Origin of the sequence: Sorangium sp. So ce131, from assembly GCF_051519095.1 — a bacterium.
Lineage (GTDB): Bacteria > Myxococcota_A > Polyangia > Polyangiales > Polyangiaceae > Sorangium.
Genome location: NZ_CP150455.1, coordinates 7,309,383 through 7,326,422, shown reverse-complemented (window position 1 = coordinate 7,326,422; position 17,040 = coordinate 7,309,383). Strand labels below are relative to the sequence as shown.

The following is a 17,040-nucleotide window of genomic DNA, read 5'->3' as shown; positions in this document are numbered from 1 at the left end:
CGCCTGCCCTCGGCGCCCGGGCGCTGCGCCGGCGGTCAGCGGGGCCGGCGGTCGTGGAAGAGGAGCATCTCGATGGTGCCGGCCTCGCGCAGCCAGGGCTGGTCGTGCGGGCCGGGCAGCACCCGGAACGTGTGCGGGAGGGAGCGCTTCGCGAGCTGCGCGGCGAGGGCGCTGTTCGCGTCGTGGAACGGGTCGCCCTTGCTGGTGAGCAGGTGCAGGTCGCGCGGGCCCGCCGCGGCGACGGCCTTGGCGAGCCGGTCGGCGTAGCCCGGGGCGCGGTGGGCGCTGATGGCGGACTGGACGCCGCCCCAGGCGCCGAACAGCTCGGGTCTGCGGAGGAAGACCTCCAGGCCGATGTAGCCGCCGAGCGAGCAGCCGTCGAGCGAGGTGCGGACGGCGTCGTCGAAGACGGGGGCCTCGGCGCGGGCGCGCGGCAGGACGACGTCGGCGAGCCAGCGCGTGTAGCCGTCGAGGGCGGCGGCGGGGTTCGGGGCCTTGTGCACGTTGGGCGTGAACGGGCACGCGACGGCGAGGCCGCGGAACGGCTGCGCGGCGAGCGCGGCGTTCACCTCGTCGAGCCGCGCGTCGGTCCAGTCCTTCCGGCGCGCGGTGCGGCCGAGCGGCGGGCGGCGGAGCCGCTCGTAGGCCGAGCCGAGGCCGTAGCGCTCGAGCCAGGCGTGGGCGCCGAGGCGCTCGTCGCCGGTCTCGCCGAGGCCGTGGAGGAGCACGAGCAGCGGGACGCGCTCGCCCGGGGCGAGGTGCCTCGGCACGAGCAGCGTGAACCGCCGGCCGAGGGTGCGGTCGCCGGGGACCTGGAGGTCGCGGACGTCGAAGGCGGGCGGGGGAGGCGCGGGCGGGGGAGGACGCTGCGCGGCAGACGGGGCGGCGCCCGCGGCCGCGGTGTCCGCGAGGGCGCGGCCTGGGGCGAGGGCGGCGGCGCAGAGGCCCAGGAAGAGGCGCCGGGGGACGTCCATGCGGCGAGTGTCGCAGCTCCGCAGCGGCCGGCCAGCACGCGCCGGCGGTCGGTCCGCGCCGGCGCTCTGCTCGCGCCGGGGCAGGTTCGCTCAGCTCGCGAACTGCGCCACGCCTACGCCCACGCCGAGGCCTGGCCGGAACGCCCCGGGCCGCTCGCCCGCCGCGGTTCGCTCTCTACTGGACGGGCGGGGGGTGTCAGGCGCACAGTGCGCGCCCGAGGACCCCATGGCCACGACACACGACGTGACGGACGAGGCGCACGATGACGCGGAGCAGACACCCCGGATCCGGCCCGAGGATCAGGACCCGAAGCTGTGGCGGGGGAGCGGGTGGACGGCGCGGGTCATCAAGAACGAGGACGACGACGGGTGGGCCGTGGAGATGACCTGCGACGGCCAGAGCGAGCCGGCGCTCGTCGGGCCGTGGACGATGGGCCGCGACAAGAAGAACCCGAAGCCCCTCGACGCGAGCGCCTTCGCCACCCTGGTGAAGACGGCGAACGAGGTCGTGGCGCGACACGTCCAGCAGCGCCGGGCGATGCTGCACCGGAGCGTGACGGCGGTGGTCGAGGACGGCGCGCGGATCCGGGTGGATCTCGACATCGTCCCCGACGAGGACGACCCGCACGCCATCCTGACCGGGCGAGACCAGGCGGGGGAGACCGTGAAGCAGTCGAGGGTGCCCGCGAGCTTCAAGCTCACCGCCGAGAGCGCGCGGAAGTGGCTGGAGGGGGGCCTCTCGGAGGCCTAGTTCGGCAGAAGTCTGGGCAGGGATCACGGCGAGAGAAGAGAGATTTCAACGCAAAGGCGCAAAGGCGCAAAGACGCAAAAATACAAAGAAAATTCTGGTTTGCGCCTTTGCGCCTTTGCGTTGAAATCTCTCGAGATCCCTGGCCAGACTCGCGAGGCACGGAACTAGCTAGTACCGAGTCGCCTCAGGACACGCCCCGCCGTTTGATGCTGGACCGGAACGCCTCGGGATACGCTACGCTCGGGTCCCCTTCATGGCTCAACACCCCGTACACCGGATCTGTCTCACATCGTGGGAGCTGCTTCAGGTCTTCCACGGGCCCGTCATCCCTCGCCAGGGAGAGCTGCTGCTCCTCGAGAAAGACGGGCGCGAGTCGAAATATCGCGTGGAGCGCGTCATGTACAAGTTGACCAGCCATGACGAGCTCATGGCCACGGTCTTCGTGGAACCAGCGTGACGCCCTTCGTGTACCGAGCCGCCCTCGATGGTCGGCTCGGGAATCAGCCGTCGCCGTCGCGTGCTGACGAGCTCACTCCGCGTCGTCCATGGGCAGGGTGACCGGCTCGGACTCCCAGCACCAGTTGTCCTGCGAGTACGCGACGCAGGCGAACGTGAGATCCTCGAAGCGATGGGCGCCCACGAGCTCTCCGCCGACGCGGACCTGGACGTCGATCCACGCCGGGTCTGCGTGCGGCGGCGGAGAGTCGACGTAGACGACGAGCGCGGTCGCGACCTCCCCCGACCCGCCGCCGGAACCGCCGCCTCCTCCCGCGCCGTCGCCGCCGCCCGCCTCGACCTCGACCTTGACGCCGCGCGGCTGGTCCGGGTCCGAGACATCGAAGACGTCGCCCTCGCTCGTCTCGACGACGAACGTCATCGCGGCGACCGGGACCGGCTCGGCGAGCTCGACCCTCGCGGTCGAACACCGGAACGCGTCGCTGCCGCCGACGCCCTCGTAGAAGCACTCGTCGGCCGACGTGACCTCGGCAGGGTCCTTGTCGTCGGGGGCCCCGCCTCCGGCCGACGTGCTGCTCGTGGAGCCCGGCCCCGAGGTGGCGCCGCCGCCCCCGCCGCCCCCGCCGGTGTCGTCGCCGCATGCGGCCGCCGCGAGCACGGCCGCCATGATCGAGAAACTTAAGATCGTATGCCTTGCCATGACGTCAGCATAGCAAGGTGCGCGCCTCGTCCTCCGCGCCTGAATCGCGCTGGCCGCGGCGTTGTGCGCCACGTTGCTGGCCGACGCGCGTCGGTGGACCGACGATCACGCCGCCGGAAGAGGCGGGCGCGCTGGCACGCTGGCACGCTGGCACGCTGGCACGCTGGCACGCTGGCACGGACCAACAGCAGAGATGTGACGCTCTGGAGGCGAGAGGCCTCCCCGCTGTTCGCGGAGGTCAACCATGAACCGCGACGGGTTTATCTGTTTGACATTCGGGAATGGAGGTGTTTGCTCCGATGCCTAGTCTAGCGACATCGGTGTTCTCACAGGGGCGGCTTCCCCTTGTCGTAGGCTGAGCGCGCGCCGATCCGGCGAGATGAGCGCGCCTCTACGCGAGCATCGGCTGGTACGCTTTCTGCACACGGGGGCGCGACGGCACGAGGAGTGCCGTCTCCAGGGCCGGATCGATCGAGAGGAGATCCGCGATGCGCTTCCAATCCCCATTCCAACGGTGGCTGTTCATCTTATCGACATGGCTGTTCGGCGGGGCGCTGTCGGCCGGCGGCGCCGGCTGCGCGCTCGGCCCCGAGCCGCCCGCGAGCGACGACCTGCGGCAGCACTTCCCCGAGCAGGCAGCGCAGGTCCTCGACGCCGGCGAGGCGCTCGTCGCGGTCGAGGGCGGCTTCGCGCTCGCCTCGACGCGTGATCCGGGCCGCGAGCTCGACATCGAGGCAAGCTTTCAGCGCCGCGGCGGGCTGCACGCCGCGCTGCCGGCCCGCGGCGAGGGCGAGATCCGGCTTCATCTGCCCGGCGGGTTCGAGGCGCGCGTGCGCGAGCTCGAGGCCGAGGGCGAGGGCGAGCTCGCCGGGCGCGCGGTGGCGTATCCGCGCAAGGGCGGCACGTCGTTCTGGTCGGCGATCGACGAGGGCTACGAGGAGTGGCTGCTGCTCGACGCGGGCGTTGCGCGCGCGGACGCGCCCGCAGCGGCGTGGGAGGTCGAGGGCGCGACGCTGCGGCAGGAGGGCGACGCGGTCGAGGTGGTCGACGAGGCCGGCGCGGCGCGGCTGCGCGTGACGGCGCCGGCGGCGTACGCGCGCGGCGGGCGGCCGATCGCGGCGCGGCTCGCGGTGCGCGGGGCGACGATCGAGCTGTGGGCCGACGCGGGCGGCGAGCCGGCGCTGATCGACCCGATCTGGACGCCGACGCTGACGTCGATGAGCGCGGCGCGCAGCGCGCATACCGCGACGCTGCTCCAGAACGGCAAGGTGCTCGTCGTGGGCGGCTCCATCGGCAGCGCCGTGCTGGCGAGCGCCGAGCTCTACGATCCGGTCGCCAACAGCTGGTCGTCGGCCGGGTCGCTGACCACCGCCCGCCGCAGCCACACGGCGACGCGGCTGAACAACGGCAAGGTGCTCATCGCGGGCGGCAGCAGCATCAGCAACGCGCCCATCGCGGGCGCCCAGCTCTACGATCCGAACACGAACAGCTGGTCGTCGGCCGGGTCCCTGGCCGCGGCGCGCTTCGCGCACACCGCGACGCCGCTCGACAACGGCAAGGTGCTCCTGGTCGGCGGCATCGGCGCCGGCTCGACCTACCTGGCGAGCGCCGAGCTCTACGATCCCGGGTCCAACAGCTGGTCGTCGGCCGCGCCCATGGCCACGAGCCGCCAGGCGCACACGGCGACGTTGCTCGGGGGCGGGAAGGTGCTCGTCGTCGGCGGCCGCAACGGCAGCTACCTGTCGAGCGCGGAGCTCTACGACCCGAACAGCAATACGTGGTCGTCGACCGGATCGCTGGGCGGGAACCGCGCCTTCCATACGGCGACGCGGCTCCTGAACGGCAAGGTGCTCGTGGCGGGCGGCTACCGCCCGACCTCGAACGAGATGTCGAGCGCCGAGATCTACGACCCTGGGACGTTCACCTGGATCCCGGCCACGTCGATGGACACCCCGCGCAGCTCCCACACGGCGACGCTGCTCGAGGGCGGCCAGGTGCTCGTCACGGGCGGAACCACCGCGGCCAGCACGGCGAGCGACACCGCTCAGGCCTACGACCCGGCGACCAACACCTGGATCACGGTCGACAGGAAGATGAGCAGCAAGCGCGCCCAGCACACCGCGACGCTGCTGGACAACAAGAAGGTGCTCATCACGGGCGGCCTCAGGTACGGGACCATCAGCACCGAGTACCTGGCGAGCGCCGAGCTCTACTACCACGAGGCCGAGAAATGGAAGTATGTCGCGTCGGCGGCCGGGGGCCACTTGTACGGCTCCGCGGTGCGTCTCCAGGACGGCAGGGTGCTCGTGACGGGCGGCATCAACGGCAGTAACGTGGTCGTGAGCACCGCCGAGCTGTACAACCCGACGACCAACACCTGGACCTCCGCGCCCAGCATGGCATCGGCCCGGAAGACCCACACGTCGACGCTGCTCGGGAACGGCAAGGTGCTGGTCGTGGGGACCGACTACACCGTCCCTACGTCGGTGCCCGCGCAGCTCTACGACCCCGCCGCCAACTCGTGGTCGAACGTGCCCTCCACGAGCGTCGATCTCGCCCGCTTCGCACCTACCGCGACGTTGCTCCCGAATGGCAAGGTGCTCATCGCCGGTGGGGGGACGACCACTGCCAGCGTGCATGTGACCACCGCGCTCTTCGACCCGGTGACCAACACCTGGTCGCCCGCCGCGAACATGACCGAGCGCCGCATCGGCCACACCGCGACGCTGCTCCAGAACGGCAGGGTGCTGGTCACCGGGGGTTATGGCAACGGCTATCTCAAGACCACCGAGATCTACAACCCGACGACCGACACGTGGACGGCCGGGCCCAACATGACCGTTATCCGCTCGGAGCATAGCGCCACGCTGCTCCAGAACGGCAAGGTGCTGGTCTTCGGAGGGTACGGGGGGGTCGGTGTGAATGAGCTGTCGAGCACCGAGATCTATGACCCGGGGTCGAACACCTGGTCCGCCGTCTCCACCACGATCCTCCTCAGCCCCCGAGCCGGGCACGCTGCGGTGCGGCTCAACGACGGCAAGGTGCTGGTCTCGGGGGGGAACGCCGGCAGCGACGTGCTCCGGAGCGCGCAGATATACGACCCGGCATTGAACGACTGGACCATGACGGGGCCGATGAACCAGGGCCGTATACTCGATTTCAGCATGGCGACCCTGCTCGCGGACGGCAGGGTGATGGCCGCGGGCCACGCCGACGCGACCGTCGAGATCTACACCCCCTGACGCCGGCGCATCCTCGCGCAATCACGGCGGCGCCCCGCCGCTCCACTCGGCTCGGCTGCCCATCGGCTCCCCTCCACGCCAGCACTACGCGATCAACCGTCCACCGGCCAGAGGTCGCCGAGCGGATACCCCGGCGATGACCGCGGTCCGGCGCCCGTCCCTCATGACGCGGCGCTCCGGACGAGCCCCGCCAGCCTTGTCCTCCCTCGGGCTCGAGGATACCCGCGGGCCTGTCGATTCGTGTTGATGCCAGCAGTGTGAGCGTTCACATCCGTGGCGGCGGGGTCGGATGTTGCCTCACCTTGCTCGGGTCGTCCTGCGCCCCGAGGCCTTCGTCATCTGATCGATCTTGGTCGATTTTGACACCGATACGGTTTGCTCGGCGTCGCGGAGCCGACTGCCGATCGATGGCAGTCGGCGCCTTGTCACGGTGATCCACCAGAGGACGCGACAAGCCTCGCTTACTGTCGCACAGAGTCGAGCACCCATCAACGGAGGGCGCGCTGGCACGCTGGCACGCTGGCACGCTGGCACGGGTCGACAGCAGCGGCGCGACGCCTTGGAGGCGCAAGGCCTCTCCGCTGTTCGCGGAGGTCAATCGTGAACCGCGACGCTTTATCTGGCTGACATCGACTGGTACGCTTTCTGCACATGGGGGCGCGCAGGCACGAGGTGTGCCGTCTCTAGGGCCGGATGGTTCAAGAGGAGATCCGCGATGCGCTTCCAATCCCCCTTTCAACGGTGGCTGTTTATCTTATCAACGTGGTTATTCGGCGGGACGCTGTCGGCCGGCGGCGCCGGCTGCGCGCTCGGCCCCGAGGCGCCCGCGGGCGACGACCTGCGGCGGCAGTTCCCCGACCAGGCAGCGCAGGTCCTCGAGGCCAGCGAGGCGTTCGTCGCGGTCGAGGGCGGCTTCGGGCTCGCCTCGACGCGTGATCCGGGCCGCGAGCTCGACATCCAGGCGGCGCTCCAGCGCCGCGGCGGGCTGCACGCCGCGCTGCCGGCCCGCGGCGAGGATGAGATCCGGTTTCATCTGCCCGGCGGGTTCGAGGCGCGCGTGCGCGAGCTCGAGGCCGAGGGCGAGGGCGAGCTCGCCGAGCGCGCGGTGGCGTATCCGCGCAAGGGCGGCACGTCGTTCTGGTCGGCGATCGACGAGGGCTACGAGGAGTGGCTGCTGCTCGACGCGGGCGTTGCGCGCGCGGACGCGCCCGCGGCGGCGTGGGAGGTCGAGGGCGCGACGCTGCGGCAAGAGGGCGACGCGGTCGAGGTGGTCGACGAGGCCGGCGCGGCGCGGCTGCGCGTGACGGCGCCGGCGGCGTACGCGCGCGGCGGGCGGCCGATCGCGGCGCGGCTCGCGGTGCGCGGGGCGACGATCGAGCTGTGGGCCGACGCGGGCGGCGAGCCGGCGCTGGTCGACCCGATCTGGGCGTCGGCGTCCTCGATGAGCGCGGCGCGCAGCGCGCATACCGCGACGCTGCTCCAGAACGGCAAGGTGCTCGTCGTGGGCGGCTCCATCGGCAGCGCCGTGCTGGCGAGCGCCGAGCTCTACGATCCGGTCGCCAACAGCTGGTCGTCGGCCGGGTCGCTGACCACCGCCCGCCGCAGCCACACGGCGACGCGGCTGAACAACGGCAAGGTGCTCATCGCGGGCGGCAGCAGCATCAGCAACGCGCCCATCGCGGGCGCCCAGCTCTACGATCCGAACACGAACAGCTGGTCGTCGGCCGGGTCCCTGGTCGCGGCGCGCTTCGGGCACACCGCGACGCCGCTCGACAACGGCAAGGTGCTCTTGGTCGGCGGCATCGGCGCCGGCTCTGCCTTCCTGGCGAGCACCGAGCTCTACGATCCGAACACGAACAGCTGGTCGTCGGCCGCGCCCATGGCCACGAGCCGCCAGGCGCACTCGGCGACGTCGCTCGGGGGCGGGAAGGTGCTCGTCGTCGGCGGCCGCAACAGCAGCTACCTGTCGAGCGCGGAGCTCTACGACTCGAACAGCAATACGTGGTCGTCGACCGGATCGCTGGGCGGGAACCGCGCCTTCCACACGGCGACGCGGCTCCTGAACGGCAAGGTGCTCGTGGCGGGCGGCTACCGCCCGACCTCGAACGAGATGTCGAGCGCCGAGATCTACGACCCTGGGACGTTCACCTGGACCCCGACCGCGTCGATGGCCACCCCGCGCAGCTCCCACACGGCGACGCTGCTCGACGGCGGCCAGGTGCTCGTCACGGGCGGAACCACCGCGGCCAGCACGGCGACCGACAGCGCTCAGTCCTACGACCCGCTGACCAGCACCTGGATCACGATCGATAGGACGATGAGCAGCAAGCGCGCCCAGCACACCGCGACGCTGCTGGACAACAAGAAGGTGCTCATCACGGGCGGCCTCAGGTACGGGACCATCACCACCGAGTACCTGGCGAGCGCCGAGCTCTATTACCACGAGGCCGAGAAGTGGAAGTATGTCGCGTCCACGGCCGGGGGCCACTTCGACAGCTCCGTTGTGCGGCTCCAGGACGGCAGGGTGCTCGTGACGGGCGGCGTCAACGCCAGCAACGTGACCGTGAGCACCGCCGAGCTGTACAACCCGACGACCAACACCTGGACCTCCGCGCCCAACATGGCATCGCCCCGGAGGGGTCACGCGTCGACGCTGCTCGGGAACGGCAAGGTGCTGGTCGTGGGGAGCGACTACGCCGCCCCTGCGTCGGTAACCGCGCAGCTCTACGACCCCGCCACCAACTCGTGGTCGAACGTGACCTCCACGAGCGTCGATCTCGTCCGGTGCATACCGACCGCGACGTTGCTCCAGAATGGCAAGGTGCTCGTCGCCGGCGGATCGGACACCACTGGCACCGTGCTGTCGACCACCGCGCTCTTCGACCCGGCGACCAACACGTGGTCGCTCACCGCGCCCATGACCATGCGCCGCATCGCTCACACCGCGACGCTGCTCGGGAACGGCAAGGTGCTGGTCACCGGGGGGTTGAGCCTCGGCTATGTCAAGACGACCGAGATCTACGACCCGACGACCGACACGTGGACGCCCGGGCCCGACATGAGCGCCGTCCGCGTGGATCACACCGCCACGCGGCTCGACAACGGCAACGTGCTGGTCGTCGGAGGGTACGGGGGGGTCGGTACGGGCGACCTGTCGACCACCGAGATCTATAACCCGGTGTCGAACACCTGGTCCGCCGGCCCCTCGATCATCAACCGATCCTTGCACGGCGCGGTGCGGCTCAGCGACGGCAGGGTGTTGATCGCGGGGGGGGAGAACGACAGCGGCGCGCTCCGGAGCGCGCAGATCTACGACCCGGCCTCGAACACCTGGACCGTGACGGGGCCGATGAACCAGGCCCGCATGTTGTATCCCACCGTGACGACCCTGCTCGCGGACGGCAGGGTGATGGCCCTGGGCCACACCGACGCGACCGTCGAGATCTACACCCCCTGACGCCGGCGCACCCTCGCGCGATCCCAGCGGCGCCCCGCCGGGCGGAGCTCCCGGCCTTCAGGCGACATCCCACGTGAGCTCGTGCTCATGGCACATCGCCCTCCGGACGTGGGGGTGATGACGGGCTCCCCCGCAGCACCTTGTCCAGAAATTCGCGCACGTCCTCCGGGAGCTTCCGGTGGAACGCCTCGCGGTCGAACCCGATGGGGTCGCTGGCGGGCAGGAAGCCCGGGCTACACATCGGGGGAGGGAACGGGCTCAAGAAGGAGAAGTGGCCCGCGTTCTCGACGATCTTGAGCGTGACCTGGGCCGGGTCGGGGACGAGGTCGAGGACGAGCTGCCCTTGCCATCGCGGCGTGATGCGGTCGTGCTCCGCCACGAGCAGTCCCGCGGCTCTTCGCCGCTCGCGGGGAGCCAGGTCGCGTACAGGTATCTCACGGCGTGGAAGAGCGTGTCGTCGCCTCCGATGTGCCGCAGGACGGCGCAGCGCCCGCCGGGGATCGTCTTCTCGACGACGCCGAGCGGGTTCTCTGGCACGGGTCGGCGGGTCGCCGCGCAGATGTCGGCGCGGTAGGCCTCCGGCGGGGTACCGGCCGGGTCGTCGTAGAGGACGTTGAAGGTCGCGCTGACCCTCGGCGGCAGCTTGTTCTCCTTGCGCCACGCGATGAATCGCCGCACGGACTCCAGGATGAGCTTCGGGTCGCCCCGGTGCTCGAGGGCGGCGACACGTGTCTCCTCGAAACGGGTGATCTTCACGTCGCCGGCGCGATCGTCGGCCTGCATGGGGAGGGTCCTTGTCTCTCTCAAGCGTTCGTGGGTCGCGTGCCAGGGATCCCATCGGGGCTGCTCCCGGAACTCGGACGGGGTCTGCCCGAAAGCCTTCTTGAAGGCGCGCGCGAACGCCTCGGGGCTCTCGTACCCGCTCGCGATCGCGACGTCGATGATCCGCGCTTGATCCTGCCCCTCCAGGGCGAGCCGGTACGACGCGCGCCGCAGGCGGACGAGCTTCACGTACTCGTGAACGCCGATCCCGAAGCTCTCCGAGAATTGCCGTAGAAAGTGGTACTTCGAGAACGCGGCGACGCCGCTCAGCCGATCGAGCGTCAAGTCCTCGTCCAGGTGGGCGTCGATGTGCTCGAGCACCCTGCGGAACCTCGCGAAGTAGGCGCTCGCGGTGGCGTCGTTCAATGCGGTATCTCCTCGGCGAGAGGCAGGGTAGCGAGGGGCGGCCCTCCCTGCCTGACCGAAGTTGCTGAACTTCGGGCAGCCGTCGCGTCGTGGACCATGGGGTACGCCGGCGAGGGGCAGGGGCGACACGCGCAGACCTCGCCGCACAGCGCGGCTCCGCTATGCCGGCGCCGCGACGAGGCCAGAACTGATGTTCCTGTTCAAGCGCAGCTCATCCGGCAAAATAGGCCGGCTGGGCGAGGTCGGCGAGCAGGGTCGGCCCGGTGGGCTCCCAGCCGGTGAGCTCGCGCGTGCGGGCGCTCGACGCGGGCGCGTCGGTCCCGGCGAAATCGGCGAACCAGCCGAAATGTTCGCGCGGGCGCGGCTCGACCGGCAGGTCGAGCGCGCGGCCGATCGCCTCGGCGATCGCGCGGAAGGGGATCCCCTCCTCCGCGTTCGCATGATAAACGCGGGCCGGCGCACCCGCTTCCAGCGCCAAGCGATAGAGCCGGCCCGCGTCCGACACGTGCACCGCGGGCCAGCGGTTGGCGCCGTCGCCGATGTAGGCCGACACGCCCTTCTCGCGCGCGAGCCCCGCCAGGATCGCCATGAAGACCTGGTCGCCGATCCCGTGCACCGTGGGGGCGAGCCGGACCGTGCCGGCCCGCACGCCGCGCTCGGCGAGCGCGGCCGCCGCCGCCTCGGTCTTCCTGGGAAAGCTGGGATCGGAGAGCGGCGGCATGTCCGCCTCCGTCGCGACCCGGCCGGGGGCGATCAGCGCCAACCCCGAGGTGACGAGGATCGGCTTGTCCGTCCCGACCAGCGCCTCGCCCATCACCTCGATCGCGCGCCGGTCCTGCTCGCTGCTCTCGGCGAACCTCGAGAAGTCGTGGTTGAAGGCGAGGTGGATGACCGCGTCGGCGTTGCCGGCCGCCTCGGCGAGCCGGTCGACGTCGTCGAGGGTGCCGCGCAGCACGTCCGCGCCCTTCGCGGCGAGCCCCGCCGCTCTCTCCTCCGAGCGCGAGAGGCCGAGCACCTGGTGCCCGGCGCCCAGCAACTCGTCCACCACCACGTTGCCCACCCAGCCGGTGGCGCCCGTTACAAACACGCGCATCACAACACCTCCTGAACCGTTCGCCGGCCATTGTTGGGGGGCGCGTCTTCGGGGTAAAAGCTGAGAGCTTATCCAGGTATAACCCTCAACAGGCTGGATCCCCTATGCCCGACAACGGCTCGCTCGGCGCCTATCTCCGCGAACTGCGCACCCGGCTCGATCCGGCGGCTCTCGGCTATGCCAGCGGCCGGCGGCGCACGCCCGGGCTTCGGCGCGAGGAGGTGGCGCAGCGCGCCCGGATCAGCGCCACCTGGTACAGCTGGCTGGAGCAGGGCCGCGGCGGCGCGCCCTCCGCCCAGGCGCTCGACCGGCTGGCCAAGGCGCTGATGCTGACCGAGGTGGAGCGCGAGCACCTGTTCCTGCTCGGGCTCGGCCGGCCGCCGGAGGTCCGTTACCAGCCGTCGGGAGGGGTGACGCCGCGGCTGCAGCGCGTGCTCGACGCGCTGGACGCCTGCCCCGCCATGATCCGCACCGCGACCTGGGACGTGGTCGCCTGGAACCAGGCGGCGGCTGATCAGCGACAATTACTTCTGCCGCCTGGCGACAACTAGATTTGCCGGTGTGGCGGCCGTGCGGACGGCCTGTGCGACGGTGCGGAGCTGAGGGCTCCGGCCGGGTGCCGGGGCTCGAGGAGCCCGGATGGTCAGCGACAGGCAGGTCCGCGTGCTGAGAAAGAAGCGGATGGAAGGCAAGACGTTGGAGGCGGCCGCTGCGGCGGCCGGGATGAGCGAGAGGACGGCGCGGACGTGGCAGCGCGGGCCGCTGCCCTCGGAGACGAAGCAACCGCGGACATGGCGCACGCGACCGGACCCGTTCGTCGAGGTGTGGGCGACGGAGATCGAGCCGCTGTTGGTCGCGGACAAGGAGGGGGAGCTGGAGGCGAAGACGATTTTCGAGGAGCTTGCGCGCAGAAAGCCGGGCGTGTTCGAGCCAGGGCAGCTACGCACGCTCCAGCGGCGCGTACGGGAGTGGCGTGCGCAGCACGGGCCGGAGAAGGAAGTCTACTTCCCGCAGGAGCACACGCCGGGGCGCATGGCATCGATGGACTTCACCCACGCCACCGAGCTCGGCGTCACCATCGCCGGCGAGCTGTTCGTGCACCTGTTCTTCCAGCTCGTGCTCGCCTACAGCGGCTGGCGCTTCGTCGAGCTCGCGTTCGGCGAGACGTTCGAGGCGCTCGTGAAGGGCCTGCAGGGCGGGCTGTGGGCGCTCGGCGGAGTGCCCGAGAGGGTTCGTCTGGACAACCTCTCGGCGGCGACGCACGAGCTGGTGAAGACGGGTGGTCGCACGTTGACACGGCGGTTCGCCGAGGTGGTCGAGCACTACGGCCTTCAGGCCTCGCGCATCCAGCCCGGCGAGTCGCATGAGAATGGAGTCGTGGAGAAGGCGCACCACCTGCTCAAGAGCGCGCTGGAGCAGGCGCTCTTGTTACGTGGCAGCCGCGACTTCCTGACCGTCGAGGCGTACATGGCATTTGTCGGGCGCGTCGTCGAGGAGAAGTTTCACCGAGGCCGTGAGGCGCGGCTGGCCGAGGAGCGTGCGGCGCTCAGGCCACTGCCCTCCAGCCGCGTGCCCGAGTACACGCGGGTAGTCGTCGCAGTGCGCAAGTGGAGCACCATCCCGGTCGCGGGTCGGATCTACTCGGTGCCCTCGCGGCTCATCGGGCACGAGGTCGAGGCGCGGCTGTTCGCCGATGTCGTCGAGGTCCGGTACGCCGGCAAGCTGGTCGAGACGATGCCGCGGCTGCGCGGCGAGTACGGCCATCGCATCGACTACCGGCACGTGATCTGGTCGCTGGTGCGCAAGCCCGGCGCCTTCGCGGCGTATCGCTACCGCGAGGACCTGTTCCCGTCGCTCGTGTTCCGGCGGGCCTACGACGCGCTTCGCGAGCGGCGTGGCGACCGCGCCGACGTGGAGTATGTGCGCGTGCTGCACCTGGCTGCGAGCACGGGGGAGCGGGCGGTGGAACAGGCGCTCTCGGCGCTGCTTGAGCGGGGCGAAGCGTTTGACTACGCTGCGGTCAAGGCGCTGGCGCAGCCGGAGACACCGGCGGTGCCCGCGCTGCGCATCGGCGCGCCCGACCTCGGTCAGTACGACGCGCTGCTCGCGGCCGGAGGCGCGTCATGAGCGCCCTGACGTACACGCCCGAGATGGGGGCTCGGATCACGGCGCTGCTGTCGGAGTGGAAGCTGCCGACGGCGGCCGGCGAGCTGGTGCGGCGGCTTGTGGCCGGCGGCCACGGTGAGGCGCTCGGGGTGGTCGCCGAGGTGCTGGAGCTCGAGGCCGCAGGGCGCAAGGAGCGGCGCACCGACAGGCTGCGACGCGCCTCGAAGCTGCCGCCGGGCAAGACCTTCGACACGCTCGACAAGACGCGCGTGCCGCAGTCGGCGCTGCTGCGGGTGCAGGAGCTGTCGCGAGGCGACTTCGTGGACCACGCCGGCAACGTGCTGCTCTTCGGGATGCCCGGCGTGGGCAAGAGCCATCTGGCCTGCGCGCTCGGCCACGCGCTCATCGATACGGGCAGGAGCGTGCTGTTTACGCCGACCTACCAGCTGGTGCAGCACCTTCTGGCAGCCCGGCGCGACTTGAGCTTGCCGCGCGCGCTGCGGGCGCTGGACGTCTTCGACGCGATCTTGCTCGACGACCTGGGGTACGTGCAGCAGACGGCGGAGGAGGCGGAGGTGCTCTTCACGCTGATGGCCGAGAGGTACGAGCGCCGAAGCTTGATCATCACGAGCAACCTGGTCTTCATCGAGTGGGACCGGATCTTCAAGACGCCGATGGCGACCGCGGCGGCGGTCGACAGGATCGTGCACCACGCGACGATCATCGAGATCGAGCGAAAGAGCGTGCGGGCAGAGGAGGCGAAGAAGCGCAACGCAGGCAAGAGGAACAGCGAGGACGAGGGATGAGAGAGACCGCGGCGATGCGCTGCGACGGGGTGGGGGCGCGGGGCGCGTCGGGCACCGTGCCGCCACGGGGGGCGCACGGCCGAGGTTTCGATGGCGTGGGCGCGGGAGGACGAGCGATGCGAGTGGCAAAGGAGGGCGGATGAACGGAATGGCCGTGGCGCGCTGGGACGGCGGTGGGGGCGCGGGGGCGCGTCGGGGCACCGCGTCGCCACTGCGGGCGCGCGGCCGAGGCCTCGATGGCGTGGGCGCGAGGGAATGTGAGGCCGACGGAACGACAACTACACGAGGAGGAAGTGCGCGAGGAAGCGGCGGGAGCAGGGCGGGGAACGCGACGACAACTACGGCGGAGGTGACGACAACTACACGAACGAGAGCGAGGGGGGCGAAGTGGGACGGCGACGAGAGGAAGGACCTGGCTGCGGCCGGCAAAAATAGTTGTCGCTGACCGGCAAGAGTAGTTGACGTCGATCAGCGGCCGCCGTGCTCACCGACTATGGCGCGCTGCCGCCGGCGGAGCGCAACGTGCTCCGCCTGCTCTTCCTCGATCCCCGAACGCGCGCGGCCCATTTCGACTGGGAGAGCGCCGCGCGGTTCGTCGTCGGCGTGTTCCGGGGCGACGCCGCCCGCGCCGGGGCGGCCGCGACCGTGCAGCCGCTGGTGGACGAGCTCTGCGCAAAGAGCCCCGACTTCGCCACGATGTGGCGCGACAGCGAGGTCCACGGCGCCTGCGAGGGCGTGAAGCGCCTGCGCCACCCTGTACTCGGAGAGATCGTGCTCGAATTCTCGGCGTTCGCGGTCGATGGCCGGCCGGACCTCGCCATGCTGGTCTACACGCCCCTCTCGGCCGACGACGCGGCCCGGATCAGGGCGCTCGCCGCCGCCCGCGCCGACTGAGCGGCGCGCTCAGCCGGCCGAGCCGGGCTCCGCCACGCCGCGGTGGGCGCGCGCGGCGAGCGGAGGCTCACCACGTCGACGCGAAGGTCTCGAAGCCTCACATCGAGCTGGTCGAGGGAACGCCGCTCGATTCTCTGCCCATGATCACGCCGAATGGGGGGCAAGGCCAGAACGGCTTCCATGCCCCCCGAGGGCATCACTACTCCAGCACCGTCTCCATGTCCCAGTCAACCCACATGTCTTTCCATTCGCTGACCGGCTGTTGAACGCCATTGTCCAGGATGTTCAGCACGTCCGTGTTTGCGCTGGTATTGCCTTCGAATGCTCGCTTGAACATCTCGCCTGCGAGGGCGGTTTGAGAGCCCGATGCGCCGCAGTGGTTTGCGCTGTACATCTGAAAACCCATGCGCTCTGGAACGCCGAGCGCATTCCATACCGGTTTTGCTGCCCATGCGGAGAGCGCTTCGCAGGTTCCACCCAGGTGACACCATGAGTTCCTGCCGTTGGCATTCGTGAAGTGCACCAGATGCCGTGGAGCGATGGTCGCCAGGATCATGTGCGTATCGAAGGGGAGGTTGTATACCTTCGAGGGATCATTCCGGAGCCAGCGGGCCGCGTTGGTCACCCAGGGTCCGCAGATGCCGCTGTCTTCGAGGTTGTCGATGCTCTGCGGCTTGGCATCTGAGCACTGCCAGACAGAACCACCTTCACCGTGCCTGAACCACTCTGCCTGGCGCAGGTTGGCTACACCACCGCCGCCCGATTCCACGATGACAACCACCGGTGCACGACTGAAGACACCCGCCAGGTAAGCGCCTTTCCCGCATCCGGAGCACCCCGACACCATCACCTTTGTGGGATCGTGGCCGCTGCCCGGGTTCTGTTCCAGCACGTCCATCACCCGGTCGATCATCCATCCGTTGGCGATGTTGGTGTTGAGCTCGGACAGGCCGAAGAGATTTCTGATCTTGCCTTCAAATCCGCTTCCAAACGACAGCGATTTGCTTCCTGACGGGAAAATCCCGCCCGACAACTTGAGGGCGATCACGTCGCCGGATCCGCTGATGCTCGCCGAGAAGCTCTCCGTTTTTTCACCCACCTTGGCAGTGATTGAAACGGTGCCTCCGGATACGGTCCCGGTCACTTCATCCGGTTCGGAGGGAACTGGACCGTAGAGGTACTTGGCTGCCATGGCCAGGATTTCCTTGCGGCGGCACTCCCACTGTTCTTTGGTGGTGACCTTCGTTCCGTCGAAGAACGTGAACGGATCCGGGAGCTTCGGGTTTACCTCGGTCAGGCCGTTCGGTTCAGGCAAAGTGGGCAGGGTACACGTGAAGGCGCCGCCGCCTGTCCCGCTACTCTGGGAGCCGCCC

Annotated in this window: 11 protein-coding genes and 2 pseudogenes; 8 read left to right on the top strand and 5 right to left on the bottom strand. The window is 70.2% G+C overall.

Going from position 1 to position 17,040, the window contains the following annotated elements; genetic code table 11:
- Positions 1–35: 35 nt before the first annotated feature.
- Positions 36–974, bottom strand: coding sequence for an alpha/beta hydrolase (locus tag WMF43_RS26710; protein WP_437668784.1), 939 nt, complete (start codon positions 972–974; stop codon positions 36–38).
- A gap of 226 nt (positions 975–1,200) precedes the next feature.
- Here WMF43_RS26710 and WMF43_RS26705 point away from each other — a divergent pair, with 226 nt between their 5' ends.
- Both WMF43_RS26705 and WMF43_RS26700 read left to right on the top strand, forming a co-directional pair.
- Entirely contained in the window at positions 1,201–1,725 is a 525-nt protein-coding gene (locus WMF43_RS26705; protein ID WP_437668783.1) for a hypothetical protein, read from the top strand.
- Positions 1,726–1,978: 253 nt separating this feature from the next.
- Positions 1,979–2,182: a hypothetical protein gene (locus tag WMF43_RS26700; protein ID WP_437668782.1), complete on the top strand. Its 204-nt coding sequence runs from the start codon at positions 1,979–1,981 to the stop codon at positions 2,180–2,182.
- A gap of 72 nt (positions 2,183–2,254) precedes the next feature.
- Here WMF43_RS26700 and WMF43_RS26695 read toward each other — a convergent pair whose 3' ends face one another.
- Positions 2,255–2,881: a hypothetical protein gene (locus WMF43_RS26695; RefSeq protein WP_437668781.1), complete on the bottom strand. Its 627-nt coding sequence runs from the start codon at positions 2,879–2,881 to the stop codon at positions 2,255–2,257.
- A 488-nt stretch (positions 2,882–3,369) separates the two neighbouring features.
- Here WMF43_RS26695 and WMF43_RS26690 point away from each other — a divergent pair, with 488 nt between their 5' ends.
- Together WMF43_RS26690 and WMF43_RS26685 are read left to right on the top strand one after the other, a co-directional pair.
- Positions 3,370–6,123 (top strand): Kelch repeat-containing protein, encoded by a 2,754-nt coding sequence (locus tag WMF43_RS26690; protein ID WP_437668780.1) that lies wholly within the window; start codon positions 3,370–3,372, stop codon positions 6,121–6,123.
- Positions 6,124–6,838: 715 nt separating this feature from the next.
- On the top strand, positions 6,839–9,580 hold the full coding sequence (locus tag WMF43_RS26685) for a kelch repeat-containing protein (RefSeq protein ID WP_437668779.1): 2,742 nt from the start codon (positions 6,839–6,841) through the stop codon (positions 9,578–9,580).
- Positions 9,581–9,838: 258 nt separating this feature from the next.
- On the opposite strand, the gene WMF43_RS26680 is transcribed toward WMF43_RS26685, so the two are convergent.
- Both WMF43_RS26680 and WMF43_RS26675 read right to left on the bottom strand, forming a co-directional pair.
- Positions 9,839–10,768, bottom strand: a complete 930-nt coding sequence (locus WMF43_RS26680; protein WP_437668778.1) for an AraC family transcriptional regulator — start codon at positions 10,766–10,768, stop codon at positions 9,839–9,841.
- Positions 10,769–10,979: 211 nt separating this feature from the next.
- Positions 10,980–11,861 carry an SDR family oxidoreductase gene (locus WMF43_RS26675; protein WP_437668777.1) on the bottom strand — a complete coding sequence of 294 codons (882 nt, stop codon included), beginning with the start codon at positions 11,859–11,861 and terminating at the stop codon, positions 10,980–10,982.
- Positions 11,862–11,965: 104 nt separating this feature from the next.
- Between WMF43_RS26675 and WMF43_RS26670 the strand changes: the two are divergent.
- The 4 genes and pseudogenes from WMF43_RS26670 to WMF43_RS26655 all read left to right on the top strand — a co-directional run.
- Positions 11,966–12,373, top strand: a pseudogene (locus WMF43_RS26670) (helix-turn-helix domain-containing protein); the annotation flags it as partial.
- Between the two features lie 127 nt (positions 12,374–12,500).
- Positions 12,501–13,988 (top strand): IS21 family transposase, encoded by a 1,488-nt coding sequence (gene istA, locus WMF43_RS26665; RefSeq protein WP_437668776.1) that lies wholly within the window; start codon positions 12,501–12,503, stop codon positions 13,986–13,988.
- A complete protein-coding gene (istB, locus tag WMF43_RS26660; protein ID WP_437668775.1) occupies positions 13,985–14,773 on the top strand; it encodes an IS21-like element helper ATPase IstB in 789 nt (262 codons plus the stop codon). Before istA ends, istB begins: the two co-directional genes overlap by 4 nt.
- Positions 14,774–15,238: 465 nt before the next feature.
- Positions 15,239–15,667 (top strand): annotated as a pseudogene (locus WMF43_RS26655) (MmyB family transcriptional regulator); the annotation flags it as partial.
- A 199-nt stretch (positions 15,668–15,866) separates the two neighbouring features.
- Here WMF43_RS26655 and WMF43_RS26650 read toward each other — a convergent pair.
- Positions 15,867–16,982, bottom strand: a complete 1,116-nt coding sequence (locus WMF43_RS26650; protein WP_437668774.1) for a glucuronyl esterase domain-containing protein — start codon at positions 16,980–16,982, stop codon at positions 15,867–15,869.
- Positions 16,983–17,040: the final 58 nt, after the last annotated feature.